This window comes from Kribbella sancticallisti, assembly GCF_039530625.1.
Lineage (GTDB): Bacteria > Actinomycetota > Actinomycetes > Propionibacteriales > Kribbellaceae > Kribbella > Kribbella sancticallisti.
The window spans coordinates 787,693-807,864 of record NZ_BAAAOS010000018.1; the positions used below are offsets into that span (position 1 = coordinate 787,693).

At 68.3% G+C, this 20,172-nt stretch carries 23 protein-coding genes and 1 tRNA gene; 10 read left to right on the forward strand and 14 right to left on the reverse strand.

The genetic code is table 11. The features are described from left to right. Positions 1-7 precede the first annotated feature (7 nt). The 3 genes from ABD255_RS14075 to ABD255_RS14085 are packed head-to-tail and all read right to left on the reverse strand — an operon-like array spanning position 8 to position 2,095. Complete coding sequence (locus tag ABD255_RS14075; RefSeq protein ID WP_344213740.1) at positions 8-799, reverse strand: SCO1664 family protein; 792 nt, start codon at positions 797-799, stop codon at positions 8-10. Then, positions 796-1,371: a DUF3090 family protein gene (locus tag ABD255_RS14080; protein WP_344213742.1), complete on the reverse strand. Its 576-nt coding sequence runs from the start codon at positions 1,369-1,371 to the stop codon at positions 796-798. Before ABD255_RS14080 ends, ABD255_RS14075 begins: the two co-directional genes overlap by 4 nt. Positions 1,372-1,384: 13 nt before the next feature. Continuing rightward, positions 1,385-2,095 carry a histidine phosphatase family protein gene (locus ABD255_RS14085; RefSeq protein WP_344213744.1) on the reverse strand — a complete coding sequence of 237 codons (711 nt, stop codon included), beginning with the start codon at positions 2,093-2,095 and terminating at the stop codon, positions 1,385-1,387. A gap of 48 nt (positions 2,096-2,143) precedes the next feature. Here ABD255_RS14085 and corA point away from each other — a divergent pair, with 48 nt between their 5' ends. Next, the gene (gene corA / locus ABD255_RS14090) at positions 2,144-3,118 is read left to right on the forward strand and encodes a magnesium/cobalt transporter CorA (protein WP_344213746.1); all 975 of its coding nucleotides are present in this window, start codon (positions 2,144-2,146) and stop codon (positions 3,116-3,118) included. A 67-nt stretch (positions 3,119-3,185) separates the two neighbouring features. Here the strand turns inward: corA and ABD255_RS14095 are convergent, their stop codons facing one another. After that, positions 3,186-4,013: an undecaprenyl-diphosphate phosphatase gene (locus ABD255_RS14095; protein ID WP_344213748.1), complete on the reverse strand. Its 828-nt coding sequence runs from the start codon at positions 4,011-4,013 to the stop codon at positions 3,186-3,188. A gap of 6 nt (positions 4,014-4,019) precedes the next feature. Continuing rightward, complete coding sequence (locus ABD255_RS14100; RefSeq protein ID WP_344213750.1) at positions 4,020-5,078, reverse strand: LLM class F420-dependent oxidoreductase; 1,059 nt, start codon at positions 5,076-5,078, stop codon at positions 4,020-4,022. Between the two features lie 51 nt (positions 5,079-5,129). Between ABD255_RS14100 and ABD255_RS14105 the strand changes: the two genes are divergently transcribed. Both ABD255_RS14105 and ABD255_RS14110 read left to right on the forward strand, forming a co-directional pair. Beyond that, on the forward strand, positions 5,130-6,071 hold the full coding sequence (locus tag ABD255_RS14105) for an aldo/keto reductase (protein ID WP_344213752.1): 942 nt from the start codon (positions 5,130-5,132) through the stop codon (positions 6,069-6,071). 35 nt (positions 6,072-6,106) lie between these two features. Then, positions 6,107-6,292 (forward strand): DUF5703 family protein, encoded by a 186-nt coding sequence (locus tag ABD255_RS14110; protein ID WP_130448421.1) that lies wholly within the window; start codon positions 6,107-6,109, stop codon positions 6,290-6,292. Between the two features lie 11 nt (positions 6,293-6,303). Here ABD255_RS14110 and ABD255_RS14115 read toward each other — a convergent pair whose 3' ends face one another. The 4 genes from ABD255_RS14115 to ABD255_RS14130 are packed head-to-tail and all read right to left on the reverse strand — an operon-like array spanning position 6,304 to position 9,983. After that, positions 6,304-7,338: a LuxR C-terminal-related transcriptional regulator gene (locus tag ABD255_RS14115; protein ID WP_344213754.1), complete on the reverse strand. Its 1,035-nt coding sequence runs from the start codon at positions 7,336-7,338 to the stop codon at positions 6,304-6,306. Positions 7,339-7,383: 45 nt separating this feature from the next. Further along, positions 7,384-7,827 (reverse strand): ester cyclase, encoded by a 444-nt coding sequence (locus ABD255_RS14120; RefSeq protein ID WP_344213756.1) that lies wholly within the window; start codon positions 7,825-7,827, stop codon positions 7,384-7,386. Between the two features lie 55 nt (positions 7,828-7,882). Next, on the reverse strand, positions 7,883-8,623 hold the full coding sequence (locus ABD255_RS14125) for a GNAT family N-acetyltransferase (RefSeq protein ID WP_344213758.1): 741 nt from the start codon (positions 8,621-8,623) through the stop codon (positions 7,883-7,885). Further along, positions 8,583-9,983 carry an MFS transporter gene (locus ABD255_RS14130; protein ID WP_344213760.1) on the reverse strand — a complete coding sequence of 467 codons (1,401 nt, stop codon included), beginning with the start codon at positions 9,981-9,983 and terminating at the stop codon, positions 8,583-8,585. Before ABD255_RS14130 ends, ABD255_RS14125 begins: the two co-directional genes overlap by 41 nt. 73 nt (positions 9,984-10,056) lie before the next feature. Between ABD255_RS14130 and ABD255_RS14135 the strand changes: the two genes are divergently transcribed. Continuing rightward, positions 10,057-10,926, forward strand: a complete 870-nt coding sequence (locus tag ABD255_RS14135) for a LysR family transcriptional regulator (RefSeq protein ID WP_344213762.1) — start codon at positions 10,057-10,059, stop codon at positions 10,924-10,926. A 91-nt stretch (positions 10,927-11,017) separates the two neighbouring features. Beyond that, the gene (locus tag ABD255_RS14140; protein WP_344213764.1) at positions 11,018-11,440 is read left to right on the forward strand and encodes a CHRD domain-containing protein; all 423 of its coding nucleotides are present in this window, start codon (positions 11,018-11,020) and stop codon (positions 11,438-11,440) included. Positions 11,441-11,480: 40 nt separating this feature from the next. On the opposite strand, the gene ABD255_RS14145 is transcribed toward ABD255_RS14140, so the two are convergent. Beyond that, positions 11,481-12,242, reverse strand: coding sequence for an SDR family NAD(P)-dependent oxidoreductase (locus ABD255_RS14145; protein WP_344213766.1), 762 nt, complete (start codon positions 12,240-12,242; stop codon positions 11,481-11,483). Between the two features lie 70 nt (positions 12,243-12,312). Further along, the gene (locus ABD255_RS14150) at positions 12,313-13,644 is read right to left on the reverse strand and encodes a M20/M25/M40 family metallo-hydrolase (protein ID WP_344213768.1); all 1,332 of its coding nucleotides are present in this window, start codon (positions 13,642-13,644) and stop codon (positions 12,313-12,315) included. A gap of 90 nt (positions 13,645-13,734) precedes the next feature. Between ABD255_RS14150 and ABD255_RS14155 the strand changes: the two genes are divergently transcribed. Next, a tRNA-Leu gene (locus tag ABD255_RS14155) sits at positions 13,735-13,820 on the forward strand. A gap of 204 nt (positions 13,821-14,024) precedes the next feature. Here the strand turns inward: ABD255_RS14155 and ABD255_RS14160 are convergent. Next, complete coding sequence (locus ABD255_RS14160; protein ID WP_344213770.1) at positions 14,025-14,858, reverse strand: alpha/beta fold hydrolase; 834 nt, start codon at positions 14,856-14,858, stop codon at positions 14,025-14,027. A gap of 184 nt (positions 14,859-15,042) precedes the next feature. Here ABD255_RS14160 and ABD255_RS14165 point away from each other — a divergent pair, with 184 nt between their 5' ends. Beyond that, positions 15,043-17,109, forward strand: coding sequence for an ATP-binding protein (locus tag ABD255_RS14165; protein ID WP_344213772.1), 2,067 nt, complete (start codon positions 15,043-15,045; stop codon positions 17,107-17,109). A 12-nt stretch (positions 17,110-17,121) separates the two neighbouring features. On the opposite strand, the gene ABD255_RS43675 is transcribed toward ABD255_RS14165, so the two are convergent. Continuing rightward, a complete protein-coding gene (locus ABD255_RS43675; RefSeq protein ID WP_425554411.1) occupies positions 17,122-17,262 on the reverse strand; it encodes an alpha/beta hydrolase in 141 nt (46 codons plus the stop codon). Positions 17,263-17,416: 154 nt separating this feature from the next. On the opposite strand from ABD255_RS43675, the gene ABD255_RS14170 reads away from it, so the two are divergent. Then, complete coding sequence (locus ABD255_RS14170; RefSeq protein ID WP_344213775.1) at positions 17,417-18,346, forward strand: PLP-dependent cysteine synthase family protein; 930 nt, start codon at positions 17,417-17,419, stop codon at positions 18,344-18,346. Positions 18,347-18,461: 115 nt separating this feature from the next. Here ABD255_RS14170 and ABD255_RS14175 read toward each other — a convergent pair whose 3' ends face one another. Next, complete coding sequence (locus tag ABD255_RS14175) at positions 18,462-19,139, reverse strand: winged helix-turn-helix transcriptional regulator (protein ID WP_344213777.1); 678 nt, start codon at positions 19,137-19,139, stop codon at positions 18,462-18,464. A 118-nt stretch (positions 19,140-19,257) separates the two neighbouring features. Here ABD255_RS14175 and ABD255_RS14180 point away from each other — a divergent pair, with 118 nt between their 5' ends. Both ABD255_RS14180 and ABD255_RS14185 read left to right on the forward strand, forming a co-directional pair. Beyond that, complete coding sequence (locus tag ABD255_RS14180; protein ID WP_344213778.1) at positions 19,258-19,728, forward strand: NUDIX hydrolase; 471 nt, start codon at positions 19,258-19,260, stop codon at positions 19,726-19,728. 233 nt (positions 19,729-19,961) lie between these two features. Then, entirely contained in the window at positions 19,962-20,171 is a 210-nt protein-coding gene (locus ABD255_RS14185) for a hypothetical protein (protein ID WP_344213779.1), read from the forward strand. The last annotated feature ends 1 nt before the right edge of the window (position 20,172 follow it).

Consider the following 20,172-nt stretch of genomic DNA (forward strand, 5'->3'; position numbering starts at 1 on the left):
CAGGACGCTAGAACGCGGGCCAGGGAATGGCGGGCCAGTCGTCGCTGGGGAGCGGGAAGGTGCCGGTCTTCAGCAACGTGGCGCACCGCTCCCGCGTGGCGGTGAGTTCAACGCTCGTGATCAGCTCACAAAGCTCGGCGCCGAGCTGACCCGCGAGCCCGTCCGCCAGCTTGCGGATGTCCTCCAGCAGGTCGGGGGGCACCGGCGTACCGGCCCAGCCCCAGAGCACCGTGCGCAGCTTGTCGTCGGCGTTGAAGGTGACGCCGTGGTCGACGCCGAAGATCCGGCCGTCGCCCGGGTCGAGCACGTGACCGCCCTTGCGGTCGGCATTGTTGACCACGGCATCGAACACCGCCATCCGCTGCAGTGCTTCGTTGTCGGCGTGCACCAGTGTCACCGAGTTGTGCCGGCCGTCGAGAGCGTCGAGCACGCCGATCCAGCCCTTCGGCACCCGGCCCTGCGGCACGATGTCGACCAACTCGGTCTGGCCCGGCGGCAGCTCCACCTCGTCGATCCAGAGCTGGACCATGCCCTCACCGAGCGGCCCGTCCCGCAGCAACGTCGGCGGTACGACGTCCCAGCCGAGCGCCTCGGACACGACGTACGCCGCGTACTCGCGCTGCGCGAGCGTCCCGTCCGGGAAGTCCCACAGCGGGCGCTCGCCCTCGACCGGCTTGTAGACCACGGTCGCGCTCTCGCCGTCCGCGCTGACCGAGCCCTGGAAGGTGCCGTTGGAAGCGGCCACGAGCCGTCCGTGTAGGGACAGCTCCCCGCTGCGGAGCAGGTCGAGATCGGTCATTCGCGGACGTGCCTGCGATAGCCGTTGGCGCGCGGGCAGATGTGCCCCTCCGGGTCGATCGGGCGGCCGCAGAACGGGCAGCTCGGCCGGCCGGAGGCGACCAGCGCCACCGCCCGGCGGGCGAACGCGCGGGCCTGCTCCTCGCTGATCCGGACGATGAAGACCTCGGCCTCGTCTGATTCCATCGCCGCCGTGACCGGGTCGGTCTCCTCCAGCTCGACCTGCTCGCCGGCCACCACCGCGAAGACCTCGATCACCACCTTCTCGGCGTCGGCCTCCCAGGCCAGCGTCATGGTGCCGGCCCGGAACTCCTCCTCGATCGGCTGCTCCAGCGGGTCGGTGTCGTCCAGCCCGAGCTGGGCGGCCGGTTCCCGGTCGAACCGCCGGGCCACCTCGTCCAGCATCACGTCCAGCCGCTCCGCGAGCGCCATCACCTGTTCCTTCTCACAGGCCACCGAGGTCAGCCGGTTGCCCGCCCTGGCCTGCAGGAAGAAGGTCCGGGCACCGGGTTCACCGACGGTGCCGGCGACGAACCGATCCGGATCCTCATACGAATGCACTACGCGCGCCATGTCGGAAACCCTATTACCGTCCGCCGACTACGGCGTCGGAGGATTGCTTCGTGGGCTTTCTCCGGCGGCCCTTGGCGGGCTCTGCCGGCTTGGGAATGAGTGAGGCGAGCTCACTTCCGGAGTCGTTCAGGCGGACCAGGAACGGCCTCGTCTGGGTGTAGGTGATGATCGTCGTCGAGGCGGTGTCGACGACGATCCGCTGGAAGGTGTCCAGATGCTGGGCAAGGGCGTCGGCGACGATCGCCTTGATCACGTCGGCATGCGAGACCGCCACCCAGAGCGCCCCCGGCCCGTGCGACTCGGCCAACGCCGCGTCGTGCGCGCGGACCGCGTCCACCGCCCGTTGCTGCATGCCGCGCATCGACTCGCCGTTCGGAAAGGTGACGGCGGACGGATGCTGCTGGACCACCGGCCAGAGCGGTTCCTTCATCAGCGCGGACAGCTTCTTGCCGGTCCAGTCGCCGTAGCCGCACTCGGTCAGCCGGCGATCCGTTGCCGGACGCAACTCCTGGTGGTACTTCGCGATCGCGGCCGCCGTCTGCTTGCAGCGGTCCAGCGGCGACGTGACGATCGCCGCCAGCGGCAGCTCGGCCAGCCGCTCGGCCACCGCCGCGGCCTGCTGCAAGCCGGTCTCGTCGAGCTTCACCCCGGGGGTTCGCCCGGCCAGCACGCCGGAAGTGTTGGCACTGCTGCGACCGTGCCGGACCAGAATCACCGTGGGCATAGACCGCACGTTATCCGGTCGGGACAAGTCCGGTGCGATAGTGGTCGGGTGATCGTCGACTGCGGGGTTTACACCGAGGGAGAGCGGCAGGACCTGCCCAAGGATCCCGAGACGGTGGCCGACGCCATCGGCGTCGACGGCCAGACGTTCGGCTGGGTCGGCCTGCACGAGCCGACCCCCGCCGAGATGCGCCGGGTGCAGCAGTTGTTCGGCCTGCACGAACTGGCCGTCGAGGACGCCCTCAAGGCCCACCAACGCCCTAAGGTCGAGCGGTACGGCGACTCCGTCGTGGTCGTGCTGCGCACCCTCTGGTACGTCGACGAGGAGGACGCCGTCGAGACCGGCCAGGTCAGCGTCTTCGTCGGCAAGCGGTACGTCGTGACGGTCCGGCACGGCGAGGGTGCTCCGCTGACCACCGCCCGGCAGGAACTCGAGGAGCGCGCCTCCGTGCTCGGCCACGGCCCGGCCGCCGTGCTCTGGGCGATCTGCGACTCGGTCGTCGACGGCTACGAGTCGGTCGCCAACTCGGTCGAGATGGACGTCGACGAGGTGGAGGCCTCGGTCTTCTCCCCCGACCGCACCAGCGACGCCGAGCGGATCTACAGCCTCAAACGCGAGGTGCTGGAGATGCGGCGCGCGATCACCCCGCTGCGCGAACCGATGGAAGCCTTCGCCAACGGCAAGGTGCCCGGCATCAGCCGCGAGGCCGCGCCCTACTTCCGCGACGTCGCGGACCACGTCATCCGGGTCTCCGACCAGACCGAGGGGCTGGACGCACTGCTCAGCTCGGCGCTCGGCGCCCACCTGGCCCGCGTCTCGGTCCAGCAGAACGACGACATGCGCAAGATCTCCGCCTGGGTCGCGATCGCCGCTGTCCCGACCACGATCGCGGCCGTCTACGGGATGAACTTCGACAACATGCCCGAACTGCGCTGGTACTACGGCTACTTCGCCTGCGTCGCCGTGATGGCCTTGGCCTGCACCACCCTGTACGCCGCCTTCCGCCGCGCCGGCTGGCTCTGAGCTTGCTCTGGCTCTGAGCTGCTCTGGCTCTGAGCCCGGCCGGCGGGGCGTCCGCAGTACCGGGGGGTCAGGTGGCGGTGATCGTGCTGGTCGCCAGCAGGATCAGGATCACCACGCCGATCAGGATCCGGTAGAAGGCGAAGATCTCGGTGGAGTGCTTGGCGACGAAGCGGATCAGCCAGGCGACCGAGGCGTACCCCACGACGAAGCTCACCACCGTGCCGACCAGCACCGGGACGAGGCCGACGGAGCCGTCGAGCGCGTGCGGCAACTCGAAGACCGCCGCACCGACCAGGGCGGGGATGCCCAACAGGAAGGCCATCCGGGTGGCCGCCACCCGGTCCAGGCCGAGGAACAGTCCGGCCGTGATGGTGGCGCCCGAGCGCGAGACGCCCGGGATCAGTGCCAGGCACTGCAGCGCGCCCATCACGATCGAGTCGACCAGGGTGATCCTGGTCAGCGGGCGCTTCTGGCTGCCGAGCCGCTCGGCCGCGACCATGAAGAAGGACCAGCCGATCAGGGACCCGGCGACCCACCACATGCTGCGCAGCGGCCCGGAGATGATGTCGCGGGCCAGGAACCCGACGACGCAGATCGGCAGCGAGCCGACGATCACGAACCAGCCCATCCGGTGGTCGAACTCGCCCCGGTGCTCGGGGTGGCGCAGGCCGCGGAACCAGGCGACGGCGTACCGGCTGATGTCCTTCCACATGAACAGCACCACGGCCGCGATCGCGCCGAACTGGATCACCGCGGTGAACGCGGTGACCGACGGGTCGTCGATCTTCAGGCCGAGCCACTTGGAGGCGATGGTGAGGTGGCCCGTGCTGGACACGGGCAGGAATTCGGTCAGACCCTCGACGATGCCGAGGATGATGGCGTCCCAGATGGTCATCGGACTTCAGTCACCGATCCCGGCGAGTTCCAGCGCCTCGGCGACCGTGCGCAGGGTGGCGATCCGCTGCTCGACAGTCGGCTCGAACGGGGTCAGCGAGACCGTCGTGGCGCCGGCCTCGGCGTACGCGGTGAGCTTCTCGGCGATCCGCTCCTTGCCGCCGAGCAGCGCGATCGAGTCGATGAAGCCCTGCGGTACGGCGGCCATCGCCTCCCGGTGCTTCTTGTCCAGGTAGAGGTCCTGGATCTCCTTGGCCTCCTTGGCGTAGCCCATCCGGACCGCCAGGTCGTTGTAGAAGTTCTTCTTCCGGCTGCCCATCCCACCGAGGTACAACGCGGTGTACCCCCGGATCGGGTCGGCGCCGACGGCGAGGTCGTCCCCGACCACGACCGGGACCGACGCCACCACGTCGAAGCCGTCCAGGCCGAGATCGGGCTGACGGGCCGCGCGGCCCGCCTTGATGTGGTTCAACTGCTCTCCCAGATACGAGGGGTCGTTGAAGATGCCGAGCCAGCCGTCGGCGATCTCGCCGGCCAGTTCGAGGTTCTTGGGGCCGATCGCGGCCAGGTAGACCGGTACGTGGTCGCGGACCGGCCGGATCGACAGCTTGAGCGCCTTGCCGGGCCCGTCGGGCAGCGGCAGGGTGAAGTGCGTTCCCTCGAACGCCACCGTCTCACGGCGCAGGGCGGAATTCACGATGGCAACGTACTCGCGGGTGCGGGCCAGCGGCCGGTCGTACCGGACCCCGTGCCACCCCTCGGACACCTGCGGCCCGGACACGCCCAGACCGAGCCGGAACCGGCCGTTGCTCAGCCGGTCCAGGGTGGCCGCCGTCATCGCGGTCATCGCCGGCGTGCGGGCCGGGATCTGGAAGACGGCGGCGCCGACGTCGATGGTCGAGGTCTGCGCGGCGATCCAGGTCAGCAGCGTGGCGGCGTCCGAACCGTACGCCTCCGCGGCCCAGGTGACCGAGAATCCGAGCGCCTCGGCCTCCTTCACCAGCCTCAGATGATCCAGATGGTCGTCGCCACCGAAGAGGAAGCCGATGTTGAGTCCGAGTCGCATGACAGGCGAGCCTAACGAGCCGTTGTCGGCGCCCCGCAATAGGCTCGGCACATGCAGCAGCGCTATCTCGGTCACAGTGGCCTCACGGTGAGCAGGCTCGGCCTGGGGACCATGTCCTGGGGCCGCGACACCGACGAGCACGAGGCCCGCGAGCAACTGGCCGCGTTCGTGGCGGCCGGCGGCACCCTGATCGACACCGCGGCCGCCTACGGCGACGGCGACAGCGAGCGGCTGATCGGGTCGCTGCTCGGCGACGTCGTCGAGCGGGACGACCTGGTGATCGCGACCAAGGCCGGCTTCAGCGTCCGGCGCGGCGAGCGGATCACCGACACGTCGCGCGGCGCGCTGCTGCGCGACCTGGAGGGCTCGCTGCGGCGGCTGAACGTCGACCACATCGACCTGTGGCAGTTGCACACCTGGTCCGACGACGTGCCGCTCGAGGAGACCCTGTCGGCGCTGGACCACGCGGTGAGCTCCGGCAAGGTCCGGTACGTCGGCGTCTCGAACTACGCGGGCTGGAAGTCGGCCCGGGCGGTCACCTGGCAGCAGGCGTGGCCCGGGCGCGCAGTACCGGTCTCGAACCAGGTGGAGTACTCGCTGCTCGCCCGGGACGCGGAGGCGGACGCCATTCGAGCGGCGGGCGGGCTCGGCATCGGCGTACTGGCGTGGTCGCCGCTTGGGCGGGGTGTGTTGACTGGGAAGTACCGGACGGGCATCCCGGCCGACTCGCGGGCGGCGTCTCAGCATCTGTCCAGATTCGTCGACCCCTACCTCGACGGGCGAGGTTCGGGCATCGTGGAAGCGGTAGCCCGGGCCGCTGACGGCCTCGGCTGGACTCCGCTCGAGGTGGCACTCACCTGGGTCAGGGACCGGCCGGGGGTGACAGCGGCCATCGTCGGGGCCAGGACCGCGATGCAGCTCAAGTCGGTCCTGGGTGTGGAAGAACTCACTCTGCCGCCGGCCATCGTGGCGGCGCTGGAGGATGTTTCGTGAGGTAGAGCTGGTTTCCGGAAGGTTCGGAGGTGCGGATGGCCGAATACGAGTTGCAGCAGTTCGAGGTGTCGAGGACGGAGTCGCGCGGTGCGGTCCGGCGCTTGCTCACCGAGCACGCCGAGTACGGCGGCTGGGAGCTCGCCCGGCTCAGGCGGTACCCCGACGGCACTCGGCGAGTCTGGCTCCGCCGCCGCATCATCCGGGTGATGCGAACCCTCTGACACCCAGCCGGTCACTGCCCACCCAGCAAGGCGGCGATGAGTTCGCGGCGGCTGCCGACGCCGACCTTGTCGTACGCGGCGTGGACGTGCTCCTGGACGGTATGCGGCGACAAGTGCAACTCCTCGACGATCTGCCGAGTCGAGCGGCCGCGGAGTACGAGGGCCGTTACCCGCTGCTGGGCCGGAGTCAGGCCGTGCACGTCGAGCAGCAAGGCGCCCAGCTGCGCGGGTCGGGCCGGCTCGATCACCACGGCTGTTCGCTCGTCCGGGCCGGACAGGATCGAGGCATGGACCGCGAGCCAGCGCCCGCCGCGGCCACGCAGCTTCACTCCCGATGACCCCTCTGGCAGATCCTGCAGCCGTCGCAGCTGGGCCGCGGCCGCCCGTACGGCGACTGGCACCTCGCTCGTGTGGGACCAGTCCAGCTCAGCGAGCCAGTACTCCGCCTCCGGGCTGATCGAGACGACGGCCAACTGCTCGTCCAGGATGATCACACCCGGCCCTACCTGCGTCGGCGGGCTCTCACCACCGACCAGCAGACTGCGCCGCAACCCCTCGGCCAGATGAGGTCCCAGCCTCCGGATCACTTGCAAATCTTGCTCACCGAAGCCGGTGGCGGCGTCCTCTCGGTGGAGACAGATGACACCCCAGCAGCGGCCGCCGGAGACCAGGGCAGCGCGTAACTCGTCGCCCAGGCCCAGCGGAGTCATCAGCTCGACCGAGCGCGAACTCATCGTCCTGTCGCCGCGCGTGGCGTGATCGAGCGATTCGACGGGATCGGCCGAGCTTGCGAGCGTCGTGAACTTGTTGACGTCGGGCCGGCCGAACTCGTTGGCGAGGAACTCCCCCGTCACCTCGCGCAGCGGCTCGTCGGCCGTCGCCGAGGTGAACAGCAGGGTGGCCGGATCCACGGTGGCGAAGAAGGCGGCGTCGATGGTGAGGATGCCGCGCAGCCGGTGGAGCACCTCGGCCCGCAGTACATCGGTCTCCAGTCCTGCGTAACAGCGACGGATCAGCACATCCAGACGGTCCGCGGACGCGGCCATGGTTTTGATGCTACGCCGGGCTCTCGAGCGGCCTCGGGCCTCGGGTTACGCCGGGGCGAGGCCGAGTTGGCGGAGCAGACCGAGGTCGTCCAGGCGGCCCCAGCGCTCGACGATCTGACCGTCGCGCAGCCGGAAGATGTTGATCCCGGGCAGGCTGACCGCCCGCCCTGTCGGCGCGACCCCCATCACCTCGCCGCGCTGCGTACCGCTCGCGGTGAAGCGCTCGACCACGATGTCGCCCTCGGCAACCAGTTGATGCACCTCGCTGTGCCAGTCCGGGAAGCCCGCTCGCATCATCGCGCCGGCGGCGCGCATTCCCTCGCGGTCGGCCGAAACCCCGAACGGCGGATCGTGGTTGACGAAGTCCTCGGCGAGATAGGTGTCGATCACTCCCAGGTCGCCCCTGCTGAACAGCCCGTCGATGAACTCCCGGACGATGTTCTTGTTCTGCTCGATGCTGTGCGCTGTGTCCTGCCGTGTGGTTGTCATGCGTTGATGCTCCGGCGCCGCGCCCTCGGCCGGTACCCCGATTAGTTGGGGTATGTCAGAGGTCGTGCCGCACCCAGACGTTCGGCTCGACGTACACGGCGTGGTCGTGCTCGACATCGCAGTGCACCGGGACCAGCGCCTTCGGCACGATCACATCGCCGGTCCGGTCGAACGGCAGGCCGGTCCACTCCCGCCAGGCGTCAAGCGAGCCCGCCATCACCATCGAGGTCGGCGCGACCTTGACGATCCTGCCGCCGGCCTTGACGTGGACCCGCAGCCACGGATCCACCGGAAGGCCGTCCTCGCGGACCTGCTCGATGTACTCCGTCATCGGTTGCTCTGCGTCCTGCTTGCCGTTCGGGCGGACCGGCGCGAAGAGGGTCTTGTGCCCCTTCGCCGCAACGGCCTCGCGCATCGCCCGCAGCATCTGGTGAGACAGGCCGCGGCCGAGATGGGTGTCCTTGATCACGATCTCGAGGGCGCTGGAGACGTTCGCAGTACGGGCGTTGCGGTGGTCCGCGATGCCCCACTGCAGCACCCTGTCCCAGCCGTCGGCCGGCAGTTCGGTGCGGTACTCGTCGGGGAACACGAAGGGGATGCTGCGGCCGTGCGCGACCACTTCGCCGTCCTCGGTCGCGACCAGGCACTGGTCGGGGAACAACTCGTTCACCCGGCCCAGCAGCGAGTTGCCGATCGGGTCATGGAGCATGAACTCCGGCCAGCCGCCGTCGAACTCACGGATCGGGTCGAGGTACTCAGGCCGCTCGGCGAGCGTCGTGATCACGAGATCGGACATGCCCCGCAGTGTCGCAGGGAGGGCTCTCCCGCGCAGCCCGATTCCGCTGCAGGAGCACGCCGAGAGCGACCACGCTGGTCAGCGCCCCGGCTCCGATCAGCGTGTACTCGGCGCCGGCCGCCGCGATCACCGGCCCGCCGATCAGCAGACCGGCCGAACTGCTCGCGTTCACGACCACCGACTGCCCGGAGAGCAACGCCCGCCGCTCCGCGCCCGCCGACGACCGCGTGATCAGCATCGAGATCGCGCCGATCCCCATCACCACGGTCACCCCGGACAGCGCCCCCAGTACGGCGATCGCGGCCGGCGTGGTCCAGACACCCATCCCGATCCAGCACAACCCCATCAGCGTCCAGGAGATCGCCGCCAGCGGCACCGGCGACACCCGCCGGATCACCGCCAGGGACGCCATCGTGCCGACCACCGAACCGACGCCGTACCCGGACATCCCGGCGGCGAGATACACGCCCGGTTGGCCTCGTTCGGCGCCGATCACCGATAGCCCGAGCGTGAACGAGAACCAGGTCAGACAGCCCGTACCACGCGCGATCCAGCCGTAGAGCACGTCTTTCCGGCCGACCAGGCTGCCTCTGATGGACGGCGTCTCAGTGGTCGTCGTCGACCGCTCGCCGATGATCCCGACAGCGAGCATTCCGGCCGCCAGTACTGCCGCGGCTTCTACCCACAACAAGGCGTTTGTCCACGCGGCCGCTACCGCCAACGCCCCGATCGGCGGTCCGACCACCATCCCCACCCGTCTGATCCCGTCCTGCCATGTCAGCAGCACGACCGCGTGATCCCGTCTCTCGGCTCGCCGCCCGCCCCCTTCCCGCTCCTCGCCTCGCCGCCGGCCGCCTTCCCGCTCCTCGCCTCGCCGCCCGCCGCCTTCCCGCTCCTCGCCTCGCCGCCCACCGCCGGCCGGCGTGGCCTTGCCGCCGCCCGGCTCCCGGCGAGCGCCTGCCTCGAGATCCCACCGGTCCCCGGTGTCGGCGAGCAGAGCGCTTCGACCGGGATTCGACAACGCGTCCCCACACCCCAGCAGCAGCCCGCTCGCGATCAGCACCCCAGCGTGCAGCCATCCAAGAGCAGCAGCCATCGGCACCATCGCCAAAGCCACCGCCTGCACGGCCGCCACCACAGCCAATCGGCTCCCGGAGTCAACCCACTGCCGAGCCTTCCTGGCCCACCAAGGCGACAGCACGACCGGGATTCCCGCGGCACCACCGGCCAACCCGGTCGCCGCCACCGATCCCGTCTCCTGCAACACCACCAACGGCAGCGCGACCTGCGCGATCCGGAACGCCAGATCCGCCGCACCACCACCTGCCAGCAGAAACAGCGCATCCCGACGAGACTTCACACCCTCGATCGTCGGTCCAACTCCGTTCAGCCGGTAGCCGGCAGCAACTAACCGCAACCCATAGGCTGTACCTATGGTCTCATCACCATCGGTCGAGGATCTCCGCCTGGTCCTGGCCATCAGCAGAACCGGCTCGGTCGGCACCGCGGCCCGCGAACTGCGGATCTCCCAGCCCTCGGCCTCCCAACGCCTGGCCCGGCTCGAACGCAGCTGCGACACCCGACTGTTCTCCCGCGACACCCGCGGCGCCCGCCCGACACCCGCCGGCCAGGAACTGGCCCGCCGCGCCGAGCACATCCTCAGCCACCTCGACGAGGTGTACGACGCAGCCCGGGCCGCCGCCGCCGGAAAGCGTCTCGTGGTCGGCACCTTCGTCAGCCTCGCCCCGATCCTGTTCCCGGTGCTCGACGCGGAGCTCTCCGACGTCGACATCGAGCAACACGTCGACCACGGCGAACAGCTGGCAGCACTGGTTGCCGAGGGCACCATGGACGCCGCCTTCATCGCGATCGCCGACCAGATGGTGCTTCCCCGCGGTACCGTCGCCCGCCCGGTCGGCCGGGACGAACTGGTCCTTTTCGTACCGGCCGGCGTCGAACCACCCGGCAGCGGCAAGTTCCCGCTCAGAGAGCGCGATCTCCCGTTCTCGACCTACGACCGCGGCGCCGACGAGATCCGCGCCCGGCTGATCGCCCTCGGCGCCAACGCCCGCCGCGGCGTCACCCTCGGTACCACCGTCGCCATGGCCCGCCGTCGGTCCCAGCTCGCCCTGATCCCCCGGAGCGCGCTCTCTCACGAACTCGCGCCGGGCGAACGGCTGATTCCGGCGCCGTTCCGCTACCGGCTCACGCTCAGCCTGGTCACCGGAACCACCCCGCCCACCCGCCTCGTGGACCTGCTCCCCCAGCTCCGCCAGACGCTGAACCTGACTCGCCCCAGATGACCGGTTCTTGATTTGGTTGAGAACTCAGCCATGGCGCTGAGGGCCTGCGCGGCGTAGAACAGCGAGTACAGCTACTTCATCGGGAGGGATCATGTACAGGCGTTCCACTGCCATGGCGGCAAGCGTCTTTCTGGGCATCTCCGCCTTCGCCGTGCCGGCCGCGTCCGCGGCGCCGGCCATTCCGTTGAGCGGCGGCCAGGAGACCGCGGCCGCCGACGATGACGGCCACGGCTTCTTCACGTACACGCTCGAGGGGACGACGTTCTGCTGGACTCTCAGTTGGCAGGACATCGTGACGCCCACCGCCGCGCACATCCACGTCGGCGCACGGAACGTCGCCGGGCCGATCGTCATTTCACTGGACGTAGACGGTGTGCCGGGGCCGGACACCTCGGGCTGCACCACGATCAGCACCGCGCTGGCCTCGGCGATCAGCGCGAACCCGAAGGCGTACTACGTCAACGTGCACAACGCCCCGTTCCCGGCAGGCGCCATTCGTGGCCAGCTGAAGTAGGTACGGCGAACGACCTCGGCCCGGCGTACCGCAGTACGGGCTAGAGCTGGACGCCCCGGGTGAGCGCGCCATCGACCACGAGGTTGGCGCCGGTGACGAAGCTCGCCGCGGGGCTGGCCAGGAAGACCGCGGCGCGGGCGATCTCCTCGGGGCGCGCCATCCTGCCCGTCGGGTTGAGCGCGAGCGCGTCCTGGAAGAGCGCGGGGTTGTTCTGCTCGATGTTCTCCCAGACGCCGCCGGGGAAATAGGTGTTGCCGGGCGAGATCGAGTTGGCCCGGATGCCCTTGTCCGCAAGCTGAAACGCGAGGCCCTGGGTGTAGTGCACGATGGCGGCCTTGAAGGTCCCGTAGGCGCCGGCGGCGAAGTCGATCTCCCGTCCGGAGACGCTGGAGACCGTCAGGATCGACGGGGCCTGGCTCTGCTCGAGGAACGGCATCGCCGCGGTGACCAGGCGGACCGCGCCCATCATGTCCACCTGGAAGCTCTGCTGCCAGAACTCCTCGCTGTCGCCGATCGCGAGCGCACTGACGTTCGACACGACGATGTCCACGCCACCGAGCTCGGCCGCGCTGTCCGTCACCCACTGCGTCAGCGCGTCCCCGTCGCCGACATCGAGGGCTCTCCCGCTGGCCGTCGCCCCGTCGGCCCGCAGCTTGTCGACCGCGGCCGTCACGTCAGCCTCGGTCCGAGCGCAGAACGCCACCGCGGCACCCTCCGCCGCCAGCGCCTCCACGATCGCGTGACCGATCCCCTTGGTCCCGCCCGTCACCAGCGCCCGAAGCCCAGCCAGTTGAAGATCCATGATTCCATCTTCAACTTCCTGCCTGTCCCGCCGCAAGGGAAGTCTCGCGGCGGGCGGGCCGGAGTACGGGTCAGGCCTGGTCGAAGAAGCGGTCCAGGACGCGGGAGCCGAACTCCAGCGAGGCGGTGGGGACGCGCTCGTCGATGCCGTGGAACATGCCCATGAAGTCCAGGTCCGGCGGGAGTTGCAGCGGCACGAAGCCGAAGCAGCGCACGCCGAGGCGGGACCAGGACTTCGCGTCGGTGCCACCCGACATCAGCAACGGCGCAGTACGGCTTTGGGGGTCTTCCGCCGCCAGGCAGGCCTTCATCGCCTCGACCAGATCACCGCTGTACTCGGTCTCGAGCGCGATGTCCTCGATCACCGTCTCGCGCTGCACCTTGTCGCCGAGCAACTCGTCGATGGTGGCGAAGAACTCGTCCTCGTAGCCGGGCAGGAACCGCCCGTCGACGTGCGCCTCGGCGTCGCCGGGGATCACGTTCACCTTGTAGCCGGCGTTCAGCATCGTCGGGTTCGCGGTGTTGCGGATCGTCGCCCCGAACATCCGGCTGAAGCTGCCCAGCTTGCCCAGCGTCTGCGTCATGTCGTCGGGGTCGAGCTCGGTGCCGAGCACGTCCTCGAGGGTCTTGAGGAACTCTCGCACGGTCGGTGTCACCCGCAGCGGCCACTCGTGGTTCCCGATCCGGGTGACCGCCTCGACCAGGTTCGTCACCGCGTTGTCGTTGTTGACCATCGACCCGTGACCCGCCGTACCGCGGGCCTTCAGGCGCATCCAGTTCATGCCCTTCTCGGCCGTCTCGATCAGGTAGAGCCGCAGATCGTCCTTGACCGTGAGCGAGAACCCGCCGACCTCACCGATCCCCTCGGTGCAGTCGGCCACCGTCTCCGGGTGGTTCTTGATCAGCCACTGGGCGCCGTACAGGCCGCCGGCCTCCTCGTCGGCTGTGAACACCAGCCGCACCGGCCGCCGCGGCTTCACCCCCGCCCGCTGCCGGGCCCGGACCACCGACAGCACCATCGCGTCGAAGTCCTTCATGTCCACCGCGCCGCGACCCCAGACACACCCGTCGAAGATCTCCCCCGCGAACGGATCGACCTTCCAGTCCTTCGGATCCGCCGGCACCACGTCAAGATGCCCGTGCACCAGCAACGGGCCAGCTTCCTCGTCTTCACCTTCCCAGTGGGCGACGAGACTCGCGCGCCCCGGCTCCGACTCGTAGATCGTCGACTCGATCCCGACCTCGTCCAGCTTCGCCGCCACGTACTCCGCGGCGCCCCGCTCCCCGTTGCTCTTCCCGTTGCCGTAGTTGGTGGTGTCGAACCGGATCAACTCACTACAAAGCTCCACCACCTCCCGATCAGCTCCGTAGTCCGGGCGGTCACTGACAGTCGCAGAAGTCATTACCCCATCCTCTCCCGCCCCGATGTGAATTTCACCCGTGGGGTTTGCTACTGTTCTCCGGTCGGCGCCACCAGGGGCCAGACACCACTCGTCCGGGTGGCGGAATAGGCAGACGCGCTAGCTTGAGGTGCTAGTGCCCTTTACGGGGCGTGGGGGTTCAAGTCCCCCCTCGGACACTGAAACGAATGCTTCAGACGAAGGCGGCACGAGCGATCGTGTCGCCTTTTGCGTGTGCGCGTACTGGCATGGCTTGTGCCGGCCAGCATGTTGCTACCGACAACAATATGATCACGGTACTGGGATGCCGAGATCGCGCGGATGCGGCCTGACCGGACTGAATCTCTCGTTGGCGCCGAGCTGACAGATGACGTAGGGAGTTGTCATTCGGCCAGGAACTCAACCACCAACTGGTTGAAGTCGTCCGGCCGCTCCAGCGGCAGCAGATGCGATGAACCGTCGCCGTTGACGATCTCGAGCCGGGCTCGGGGGATCCTGTCGGCCACCTCGCGCGCGACCCACGGCGGCGTCAGCAGATCCTGCTCACCGACGATCACCAGAGTGGGGGCCTTGATGCCGCCGAGTCGATCGAGGGCGTCGAACTGGAGGTAGGCCTGAGCCTGGCGATCGTAGGCCTTGGGCTCGACCGGGTTCGGATTGCTCGCCAGCATCGCCATCGTCTCCTGCACCGCCTGCTGGTTGCGGAGGAAGGCCGAGGAGAACAGCCAGCTGAACTGCTGACCGCCGAACACCTCTCCGGTGGAGTCGTTGGCCTTGACCCAGTTCCAGATCGAGATCGGGTCGACGGCGCTCCGAGCGGGCGCCGCATTCGGACCTGCGAGCACCAGCCGGTCCAGGCGAGCCGCATGCCGCAGCGCGAACTCCACTCCGATCATGCTTCCCATCGACAAGCCCAGCAGGTGAGTGCGGTGGATGGCGAGAGCGTCGAGCAGACCGGCCAGGTCGTCAGCCATGTCCGCGACGGTGTACGGGTGATCGGCTCGGGCGCTGCGGCCGGCGTCGCGGTTGTCGACGAGGACGACCCGGAACTGGGTGGAGAGAGCGGGGACTTGTTGAAGCGTCCACAGCGATGAGTCGTATCCGATCCCCATCAGCAGGATGAGTGGGGGGCCGTCTCCATGAATCTCGTAGTACAGCTCCTGCCCGTTCGTGCGAACGGTTCCCGATCGCGGGACGTCCTTGATGTTCACGGACATGGGTTCCTCTTTCGAAGTGGCGGTAGCGTTGCTCATGAGTCCTCCTCGTTTGCCGCGTTGGCTCGGGGCTCGTGGTCCCCACCCTGGATGCGTGAGCAAGACGGTTACGGCGGTAACCCTCACGGTTACGATCGGCGCTGGCTGACCCGGAACTCCGACCGGCCACGAATTCGGGAGGCGTGCGATGACCGACGGTGCTGGTCCCGGTCTCATCGAACGCGCTCGTGACGCGAAAGCCAGGGGCGATTGGCAGGAGGCCTTCTCCCTGCTCGTGGAGGCGGACGCGGACGGCCTCCTGGCGCCCGCCGATCTACCGGTGCTTGGCGAGGTCGCCTATGCGGCCGGCCATCTCGATGTGACTATCGAGGCGTGGGAGCGCGCCCACGCGGCCTGCATGCAGGCGGATGACCGCGTCGCGGCCGCAGCTGCGGCCGTTCGCGTCGCGATGCACCTACTCTTCGACACCGCGCTCATGGCGCCGGTGCGCGGCTGGTTGGCACGAGCGGAGCGGCTTCTCGAAGGTCGCGAGGAGACGCCGGCGCACGCGTGGTATGCGGTCGTCCGCAGCTATGAGCGGATGCTCACTGGTGACATCTCCGGCGCTCGGCAGTGGGCCCTGGTCGCCATCGACGTCGGTTCGAAGTGTGACCCGGCGGCACTTGCCATCGGGCGAGTGGCAGAGGCACGGGGGCTCATCTTGAACGGCGACGTCCGGCAAGGACTGGCGCTGCTCGACGAAGCCGGGGTGGCGACGGTCTCTGGGGACCTCGATCCGTTCTCGACCGGCGTCGTGTACTGCGAACTCGTCTGCGCGCTGCAGGGCGTCGCGCAGTTCGACGCGGCCGAGGAGTGGACCGAGGCGATGGAGCGGTGGTGCGAGACGAACGCCATCGGGAGCCTTCACGGTCGCTGCCGGGTCCACCGCGCCGAGATCCTCAGGTTGCGCGGGTCGTGCAACGAGGCTGAGAGTCAGGCACTTGTGGCCTGCGAGGAACTTCGCCCCTACCTGCGGCGCGAGCTGGGGTGGCCACTGAACGAGCTCGGACGGATCCGACTTCACAGGCGAGACATTGTGGGCGCGGAGGAAGCCCTGCTGGCCGCTCATCGCGCCGGATGGGACCCTCAACCGGAACTCGCGCTGGTGCGTCTGGCCCAAGGCGACGTGGCCACGGCGGCGGCCGCCATCCGAGACGCTCTCGAGCACCCGTTGCGAGTGCCGTCGAAGGAGCGACCACCGAATACCGATCTGCAGCGCGCGCCGCTACTCGAGGCGCAGGTCGAGATCGAGATCGCAGCCGGAGACCACGAACGGGCTCGATCGGCCGCCGACGAACTGGAACTCGTCGCCGGCCGATTCGAGAGTAAGGCGCTGGCCGCCGGCGCCGCCCTCGCTCGAGGAAGGGTGCGGCTCGCCGACGGCGACGCGACGGGCGCGAAGCAGTCCTTCTCCGAAGCCTTGCGACTCTGGAACGAAGTCGGCGCCCCCTACGAGGCGGCGGTCGCGCGCATCGGCCTGGCCGAAGCCCATCGCGCCAGCGGAAGCGAGCACCGGGCCGTCTTGGAGCACCAAGCGGCGCGCACGATCCTCGAAGGAATCGAAGCCGCCCCCACGGTGCTCCCAGCAGATGACACCGCGCACCACGACGCACCCGACGAGCCGACCGGGAGCATCAACGTCTTTCGTCGCGAAGGTGACTACTGGACGGTGGTCTTCGACGCGGAGACCGTCCGCCTGCGCGACCTCAAGGGCATGCAATACCTCGCACGGCTCCTCGCCGACCCCGGCCGGGAATACCACGTGCTGGATCTCGTCGGCGCCAATACCCAAAGCGGCGCACAGCTCGACAGCAGCCAAGGGGCCCGCATGCCGCGCCAGGCACTCGGCGACGCGGGCGAGATGCTGGACGCACGAGCAAGGGACGCCTACCGCCGACGCCTCGTCGAGATCGACGAAGACCTCGAACAGGCGCGCACCATCGGGGACACCGAGCAGGCCGCGCAGGCAGAGGTCGAGCGCGACTTCCTCCTTCGAGAACTCGCACGCGCGTTTGGTTTGGGTGGTCGTGATCGACGAGCATCATCCGCGTCCGAGCGCGCTCGAGCCGGCGTGACACGCGCCATCCGCCAGACGATCACCAGAATCACTGAGCACCATCCCCAGCTCGGCGAGCATCTCAGCCGCACCATCCGCACCGGCACGTATTGCGGCTACCACCCCGACCCTCGGGCCCCCGCCCTGTGGAGGTCCTAACACCGGCAGAGGCTAGGTGGTGCAGACAGGGGCCGGCGGGGACTTGGTGAGCAGGAATTGATCGCTCGCGTTCCGTGCACAGTCCGAGGTGTAGTACGAGGTGTGTCCGCCACCGATACGAGACAGCACGCTGCTCCCCCGGTTCGCCAGCACCTGGCCGGACCCACTGCGGTAGACACCGACGGCGTATGTGGCGACGACTCGTCCTGCGGCTGTTCGTGACCCTGTCCGCGATCACAGGAAGCAGGTAGGTCTGCTTCAGACTTTGAACTATTGGGTTCCTGCTCACAGGTCGAAACTTGCGGGCATGGACATGCCAACTGCTGTGCCTCGTACTGTTCTGGATCGGATCGGCAACACCGCGTTGGTGCCGCTGCGACGGCTCGGACCGCGAAACGGGTCTCGGATCCTGCTCAAGCTGGAGGACGGCAATCCAACCGGAAGCATCAAGGATCGGATGGCGCTGGCAATGATCGAGGCCGCGGAAGCCGATGGCCGGCTGCAGCCCGGTGGCCGCGTGGTCGAGTACACCGGTGGCAGCGCCGGTGTCTCATTGGCTCTGATCTGCGCTGTCAAGGGATACCGCCTCGACATCGTCAGCTCGGACGCGTTCGCGGCCGAGAAGCTCGCCCACATGCGGGCGCTCGGGGCCGAGGTGCATGCGATCGCCAGCGATCAGGGCCGCATGACGGAGCAGCTCACGCGTGACATGATCGAAGCCGCCAGGGTCCTCGCCGATAACAACGGCGGCTTCTGGACCGACCAGCTCAACAACACCGACCAACTGCGTGCATACCACGCAATGGCCGACGAGATCTGGGCCCAGGCTGACGGCGAGCTGGATGCGTTCGTTCAGATCGTCGGCACCGCGGCCTCACTGCGGGGCAACGCCGAGAGGTTGCGGAAGTACGACGACTCGATCGCCATGGTCGCGATCGAACCAGCCGAGTCCGCAGTACTGTCCGGGCGCCCGACCGGCGCGCACAAGATCGACGGCGTCGGTGCCGGCTTCGTCGTACCGCTGTGGTACGACGAAGTGGCCGATGCGATCGAACTGGTGTCCACATCGGAGGCGAAGGCGATGGCGGTGCGGCTCGCCCATGAGGAAGGGCTGTTCGCGGGCACGTCGACGGGAGCCAACGTCCTCGTCGCCCTGCGCCTGGCCGAACGGCTTCCCCCGAACTCGACGATCGTCACGGTCATGTGTGACTCCGGCACGAAGTACCTGAGCAAGTGAGCGCGAATGCCGCGACGGCAGACCACGCCGACGTCTCGATCCTCGCCGTGGACATATTCGGCACCACTGTCGACTGGACAAGTTCAATACGTGAACCGCTCGCCACTTAGCTCTGCTAAGCAGATGGCGACGGCGCGAGAGCGCTACGGGCGAACGCGTACCGACGGAACCACCGATGCATCTGACGTTGTAGGGCGCGGTTGCCGTGGACAATGACTTCAGGGTGCTGCTCTAACTGTGACCAGGTCAGGTCGCCGAGCCACCAATGGGTGACCTCGGCGGTCGGCGCCGTGAGCCAGAGATCCACCGGTGCCCCGGTGTCCTGTCGGCACAGGTTGACATTCGTCTTGGACAGATGCAGCCAGAAGTATCTGTCGCTCGGCGGTCGGTCGGTGAACTCGAACTCGAGGACCACAGTCGCCTCGGGCAGGGCATCGACATCGACTCTGCGTTGCATGTCCCAGGTGAGCGCCACGGTGTCGAGGTCGTCTTCGGACAAGGCGGCGCTCTCGGTCGTCATGCCCCACCGGGCGAGTTCACGGACGACCAGAGCGAGGCTCAGCCCGGAGTCGGTGAGCTGGTAGCGCCGATCGGAAACGACGACGAGGCCGGCGGCGCGGAGGGTGCGCAATCTGGTGCTCAGCGTGGCCGGTGGGATGCGCGGGATGCCGCGACGGATGTCGCCGAACGTGACCGGCCCTGAAAGCATTTCGCGCACGATCAGCAGGGTCCACCGCTCACCGACCACGTCCAGTGCTCGTGCGACCGCACAGAACTGCCCATACCCGCTCATCGGGCCAGATTAGCTGCCGTCTGCTTCAAATCGTGAAGTTGAAAATGAACACGCCCGGCTGTCGACTGGCAGTCTGATGAAGATTCCAAGTGACTTGCCCTTGGTCGAGCGTAGTGCTGTGCGTGTCGTAGTTCTCGACGCCGATGGCCGGATTCTGCTGCTGAGGGTTCACGAGCCGATGCATCCTGAGCAGGGCATGTGCTGGGAGTTGCCCGGTGGTGGGATCGACCCTGGCGAGACATACTTCGATGCTGCGATCCGAGAACTCCGTGAAGAGACCGGCCTCGCCGTCGCGAGGCGAGACATCGGACCACCCACATGGCGCCGGCGCTGCACGTTCCAGCACGCCGGCGCACGCCGTCTCCAGGACGAAGTAGTGGTTACCGCGCAGTTGCACGAGCGGGCACCCGCGGTGCAAGAACTGGACCAACTTACGGACGAACGAGAAACTTTTCGTGGCTTCCGGTGGTGGACGGTCTCAGACGTCGAGACCAGCATGCAGCGCTTCTTTCCGGGCAGGCTTCCCCGTCTGCTTCGCAAGTACCTCGAAGGCGAGCGGATCGACGAACCCTTCGAGTTCTTCTCGTAGACCTCGACGACGCCCTGCCGAACTTGGTCGATCCAGCGGGAGCTGTTGCTCATTTACGCTAACGGTCAGAAGACCGTCCACGAGGCCCCGGCTCCTGTGCCGCCACCTCCAAAGGGAAGCATGTAATCGGTGACGGCATTCGGCTTCGTGCTTACAGCCGCGCTCCCCCGACAGCTGCACGACGTTGTCGCACGCCTATGTCTCTCATCGCTGCGTAGAGACCCGGCATTTCTTTGAACCCGGCCCGAGCTCGCCGACCGGCGTCGCGGCAGGTCCTCGTCGAGGTGCGGCAGATCGGCGGCCACCGGCTGCCGAGCTTCACGTTCGCTGCGGACGACTACGTCCACGCCTACGACGGGCCCACCCTCGCGCGCCTGCGCAGCGCGATCCGCGCCTACGACCCACACGGCGTGATGGCCATCGGGCACGTGCTCGGCGCCTGAC

Bases quoted from the DNA above. Each gene is read 5' to 3' on its own strand.
- ABD255_RS14075 (WP_344213740.1), bottom strand. From the start codon at position 799: ATGACCGATCTCGACCTGCTCCGCAGCGGGGAGCTGTCCCTACACGGA.
- ABD255_RS14080 (WP_344213742.1), bottom strand. From the start codon at position 1,371: ATGGCGCGCGTAGTGCATTCGTATGAGGATCCGGATCGGTTCGTCGCC.
- ABD255_RS14085 (WP_344213744.1), bottom strand. From the start codon at position 2,095: ATGCCCACGGTGATTCTGGTCCGGCACGGTCGCAGCAGTGCCAACACT.
- ABD255_RS14095 (WP_344213748.1), bottom strand. From the start codon at position 4,013: ATGACCATCTGGGACGCCATCATCCTCGGCATCGTCGAGGGTCTGACC.
- ABD255_RS14100 (WP_344213750.1), bottom strand. From the start codon at position 5,078: ATGCGACTCGGACTCAACATCGGCTTCCTCTTCGGTGGCGACGACCAT.
- ABD255_RS14105 (WP_344213752.1), top strand. From the start codon at position 5,130: ATGCAGCAGCGCTATCTCGGTCACAGTGGCCTCACGGTGAGCAGGCTC.
- ABD255_RS14110 (WP_130448421.1), top strand. From the start codon at position 6,107: ATGGCCGAATACGAGTTGCAGCAGTTCGAGGTGTCGAGGACGGAGTCG.
- ABD255_RS14115 (WP_344213754.1), bottom strand. From the start codon at position 7,338: ATGGCCGCGTCCGCGGACCGTCTGGATGTGCTGATCCGTCGCTGTTAC.
- ABD255_RS14120 (WP_344213756.1), bottom strand. From the start codon at position 7,827: ATGACAACCACACGGCAGGACACAGCGCACAGCATCGAGCAGAACAAG.
- ABD255_RS14125 (WP_344213758.1), bottom strand. From the start codon at position 8,623: ATGTCCGATCTCGTGATCACGACGCTCGCCGAGCGGCCTGAGTACCTC.
- ABD255_RS14135 (WP_344213762.1), top strand. From the start codon at position 10,057: ATGGTCTCATCACCATCGGTCGAGGATCTCCGCCTGGTCCTGGCCATC.
- ABD255_RS14140 (WP_344213764.1), top strand. From the start codon at position 11,018: ATGTACAGGCGTTCCACTGCCATGGCGGCAAGCGTCTTTCTGGGCATC.
- ABD255_RS14145 (WP_344213766.1), bottom strand. From the start codon at position 12,242: ATGGATCTTCAACTGGCTGGGCTTCGGGCGCTGGTGACGGGCGGGACC.
- ABD255_RS14150 (WP_344213768.1), bottom strand. From the start codon at position 13,644: ATGACTTCTGCGACTGTCAGTGACCGCCCGGACTACGGAGCTGATCGG.
- ABD255_RS14160 (WP_344213770.1), bottom strand. From the start codon at position 14,858: ATGTCCGTGAACATCAAGGACGTCCCGCGATCGGGAACCGTTCGCACG.
- ABD255_RS14165 (WP_344213772.1), top strand. From the start codon at position 15,043: ATGACCGACGGTGCTGGTCCCGGTCTCATCGAACGCGCTCGTGACGCG.
- ABD255_RS14170 (WP_344213775.1), top strand. From the start codon at position 17,417: ATGGACATGCCAACTGCTGTGCCTCGTACTGTTCTGGATCGGATCGGC.
- ABD255_RS14175 (WP_344213777.1), bottom strand. From the start codon at position 19,139: ATGAGCGGGTATGGGCAGTTCTGTGCGGTCGCACGAGCACTGGACGTG.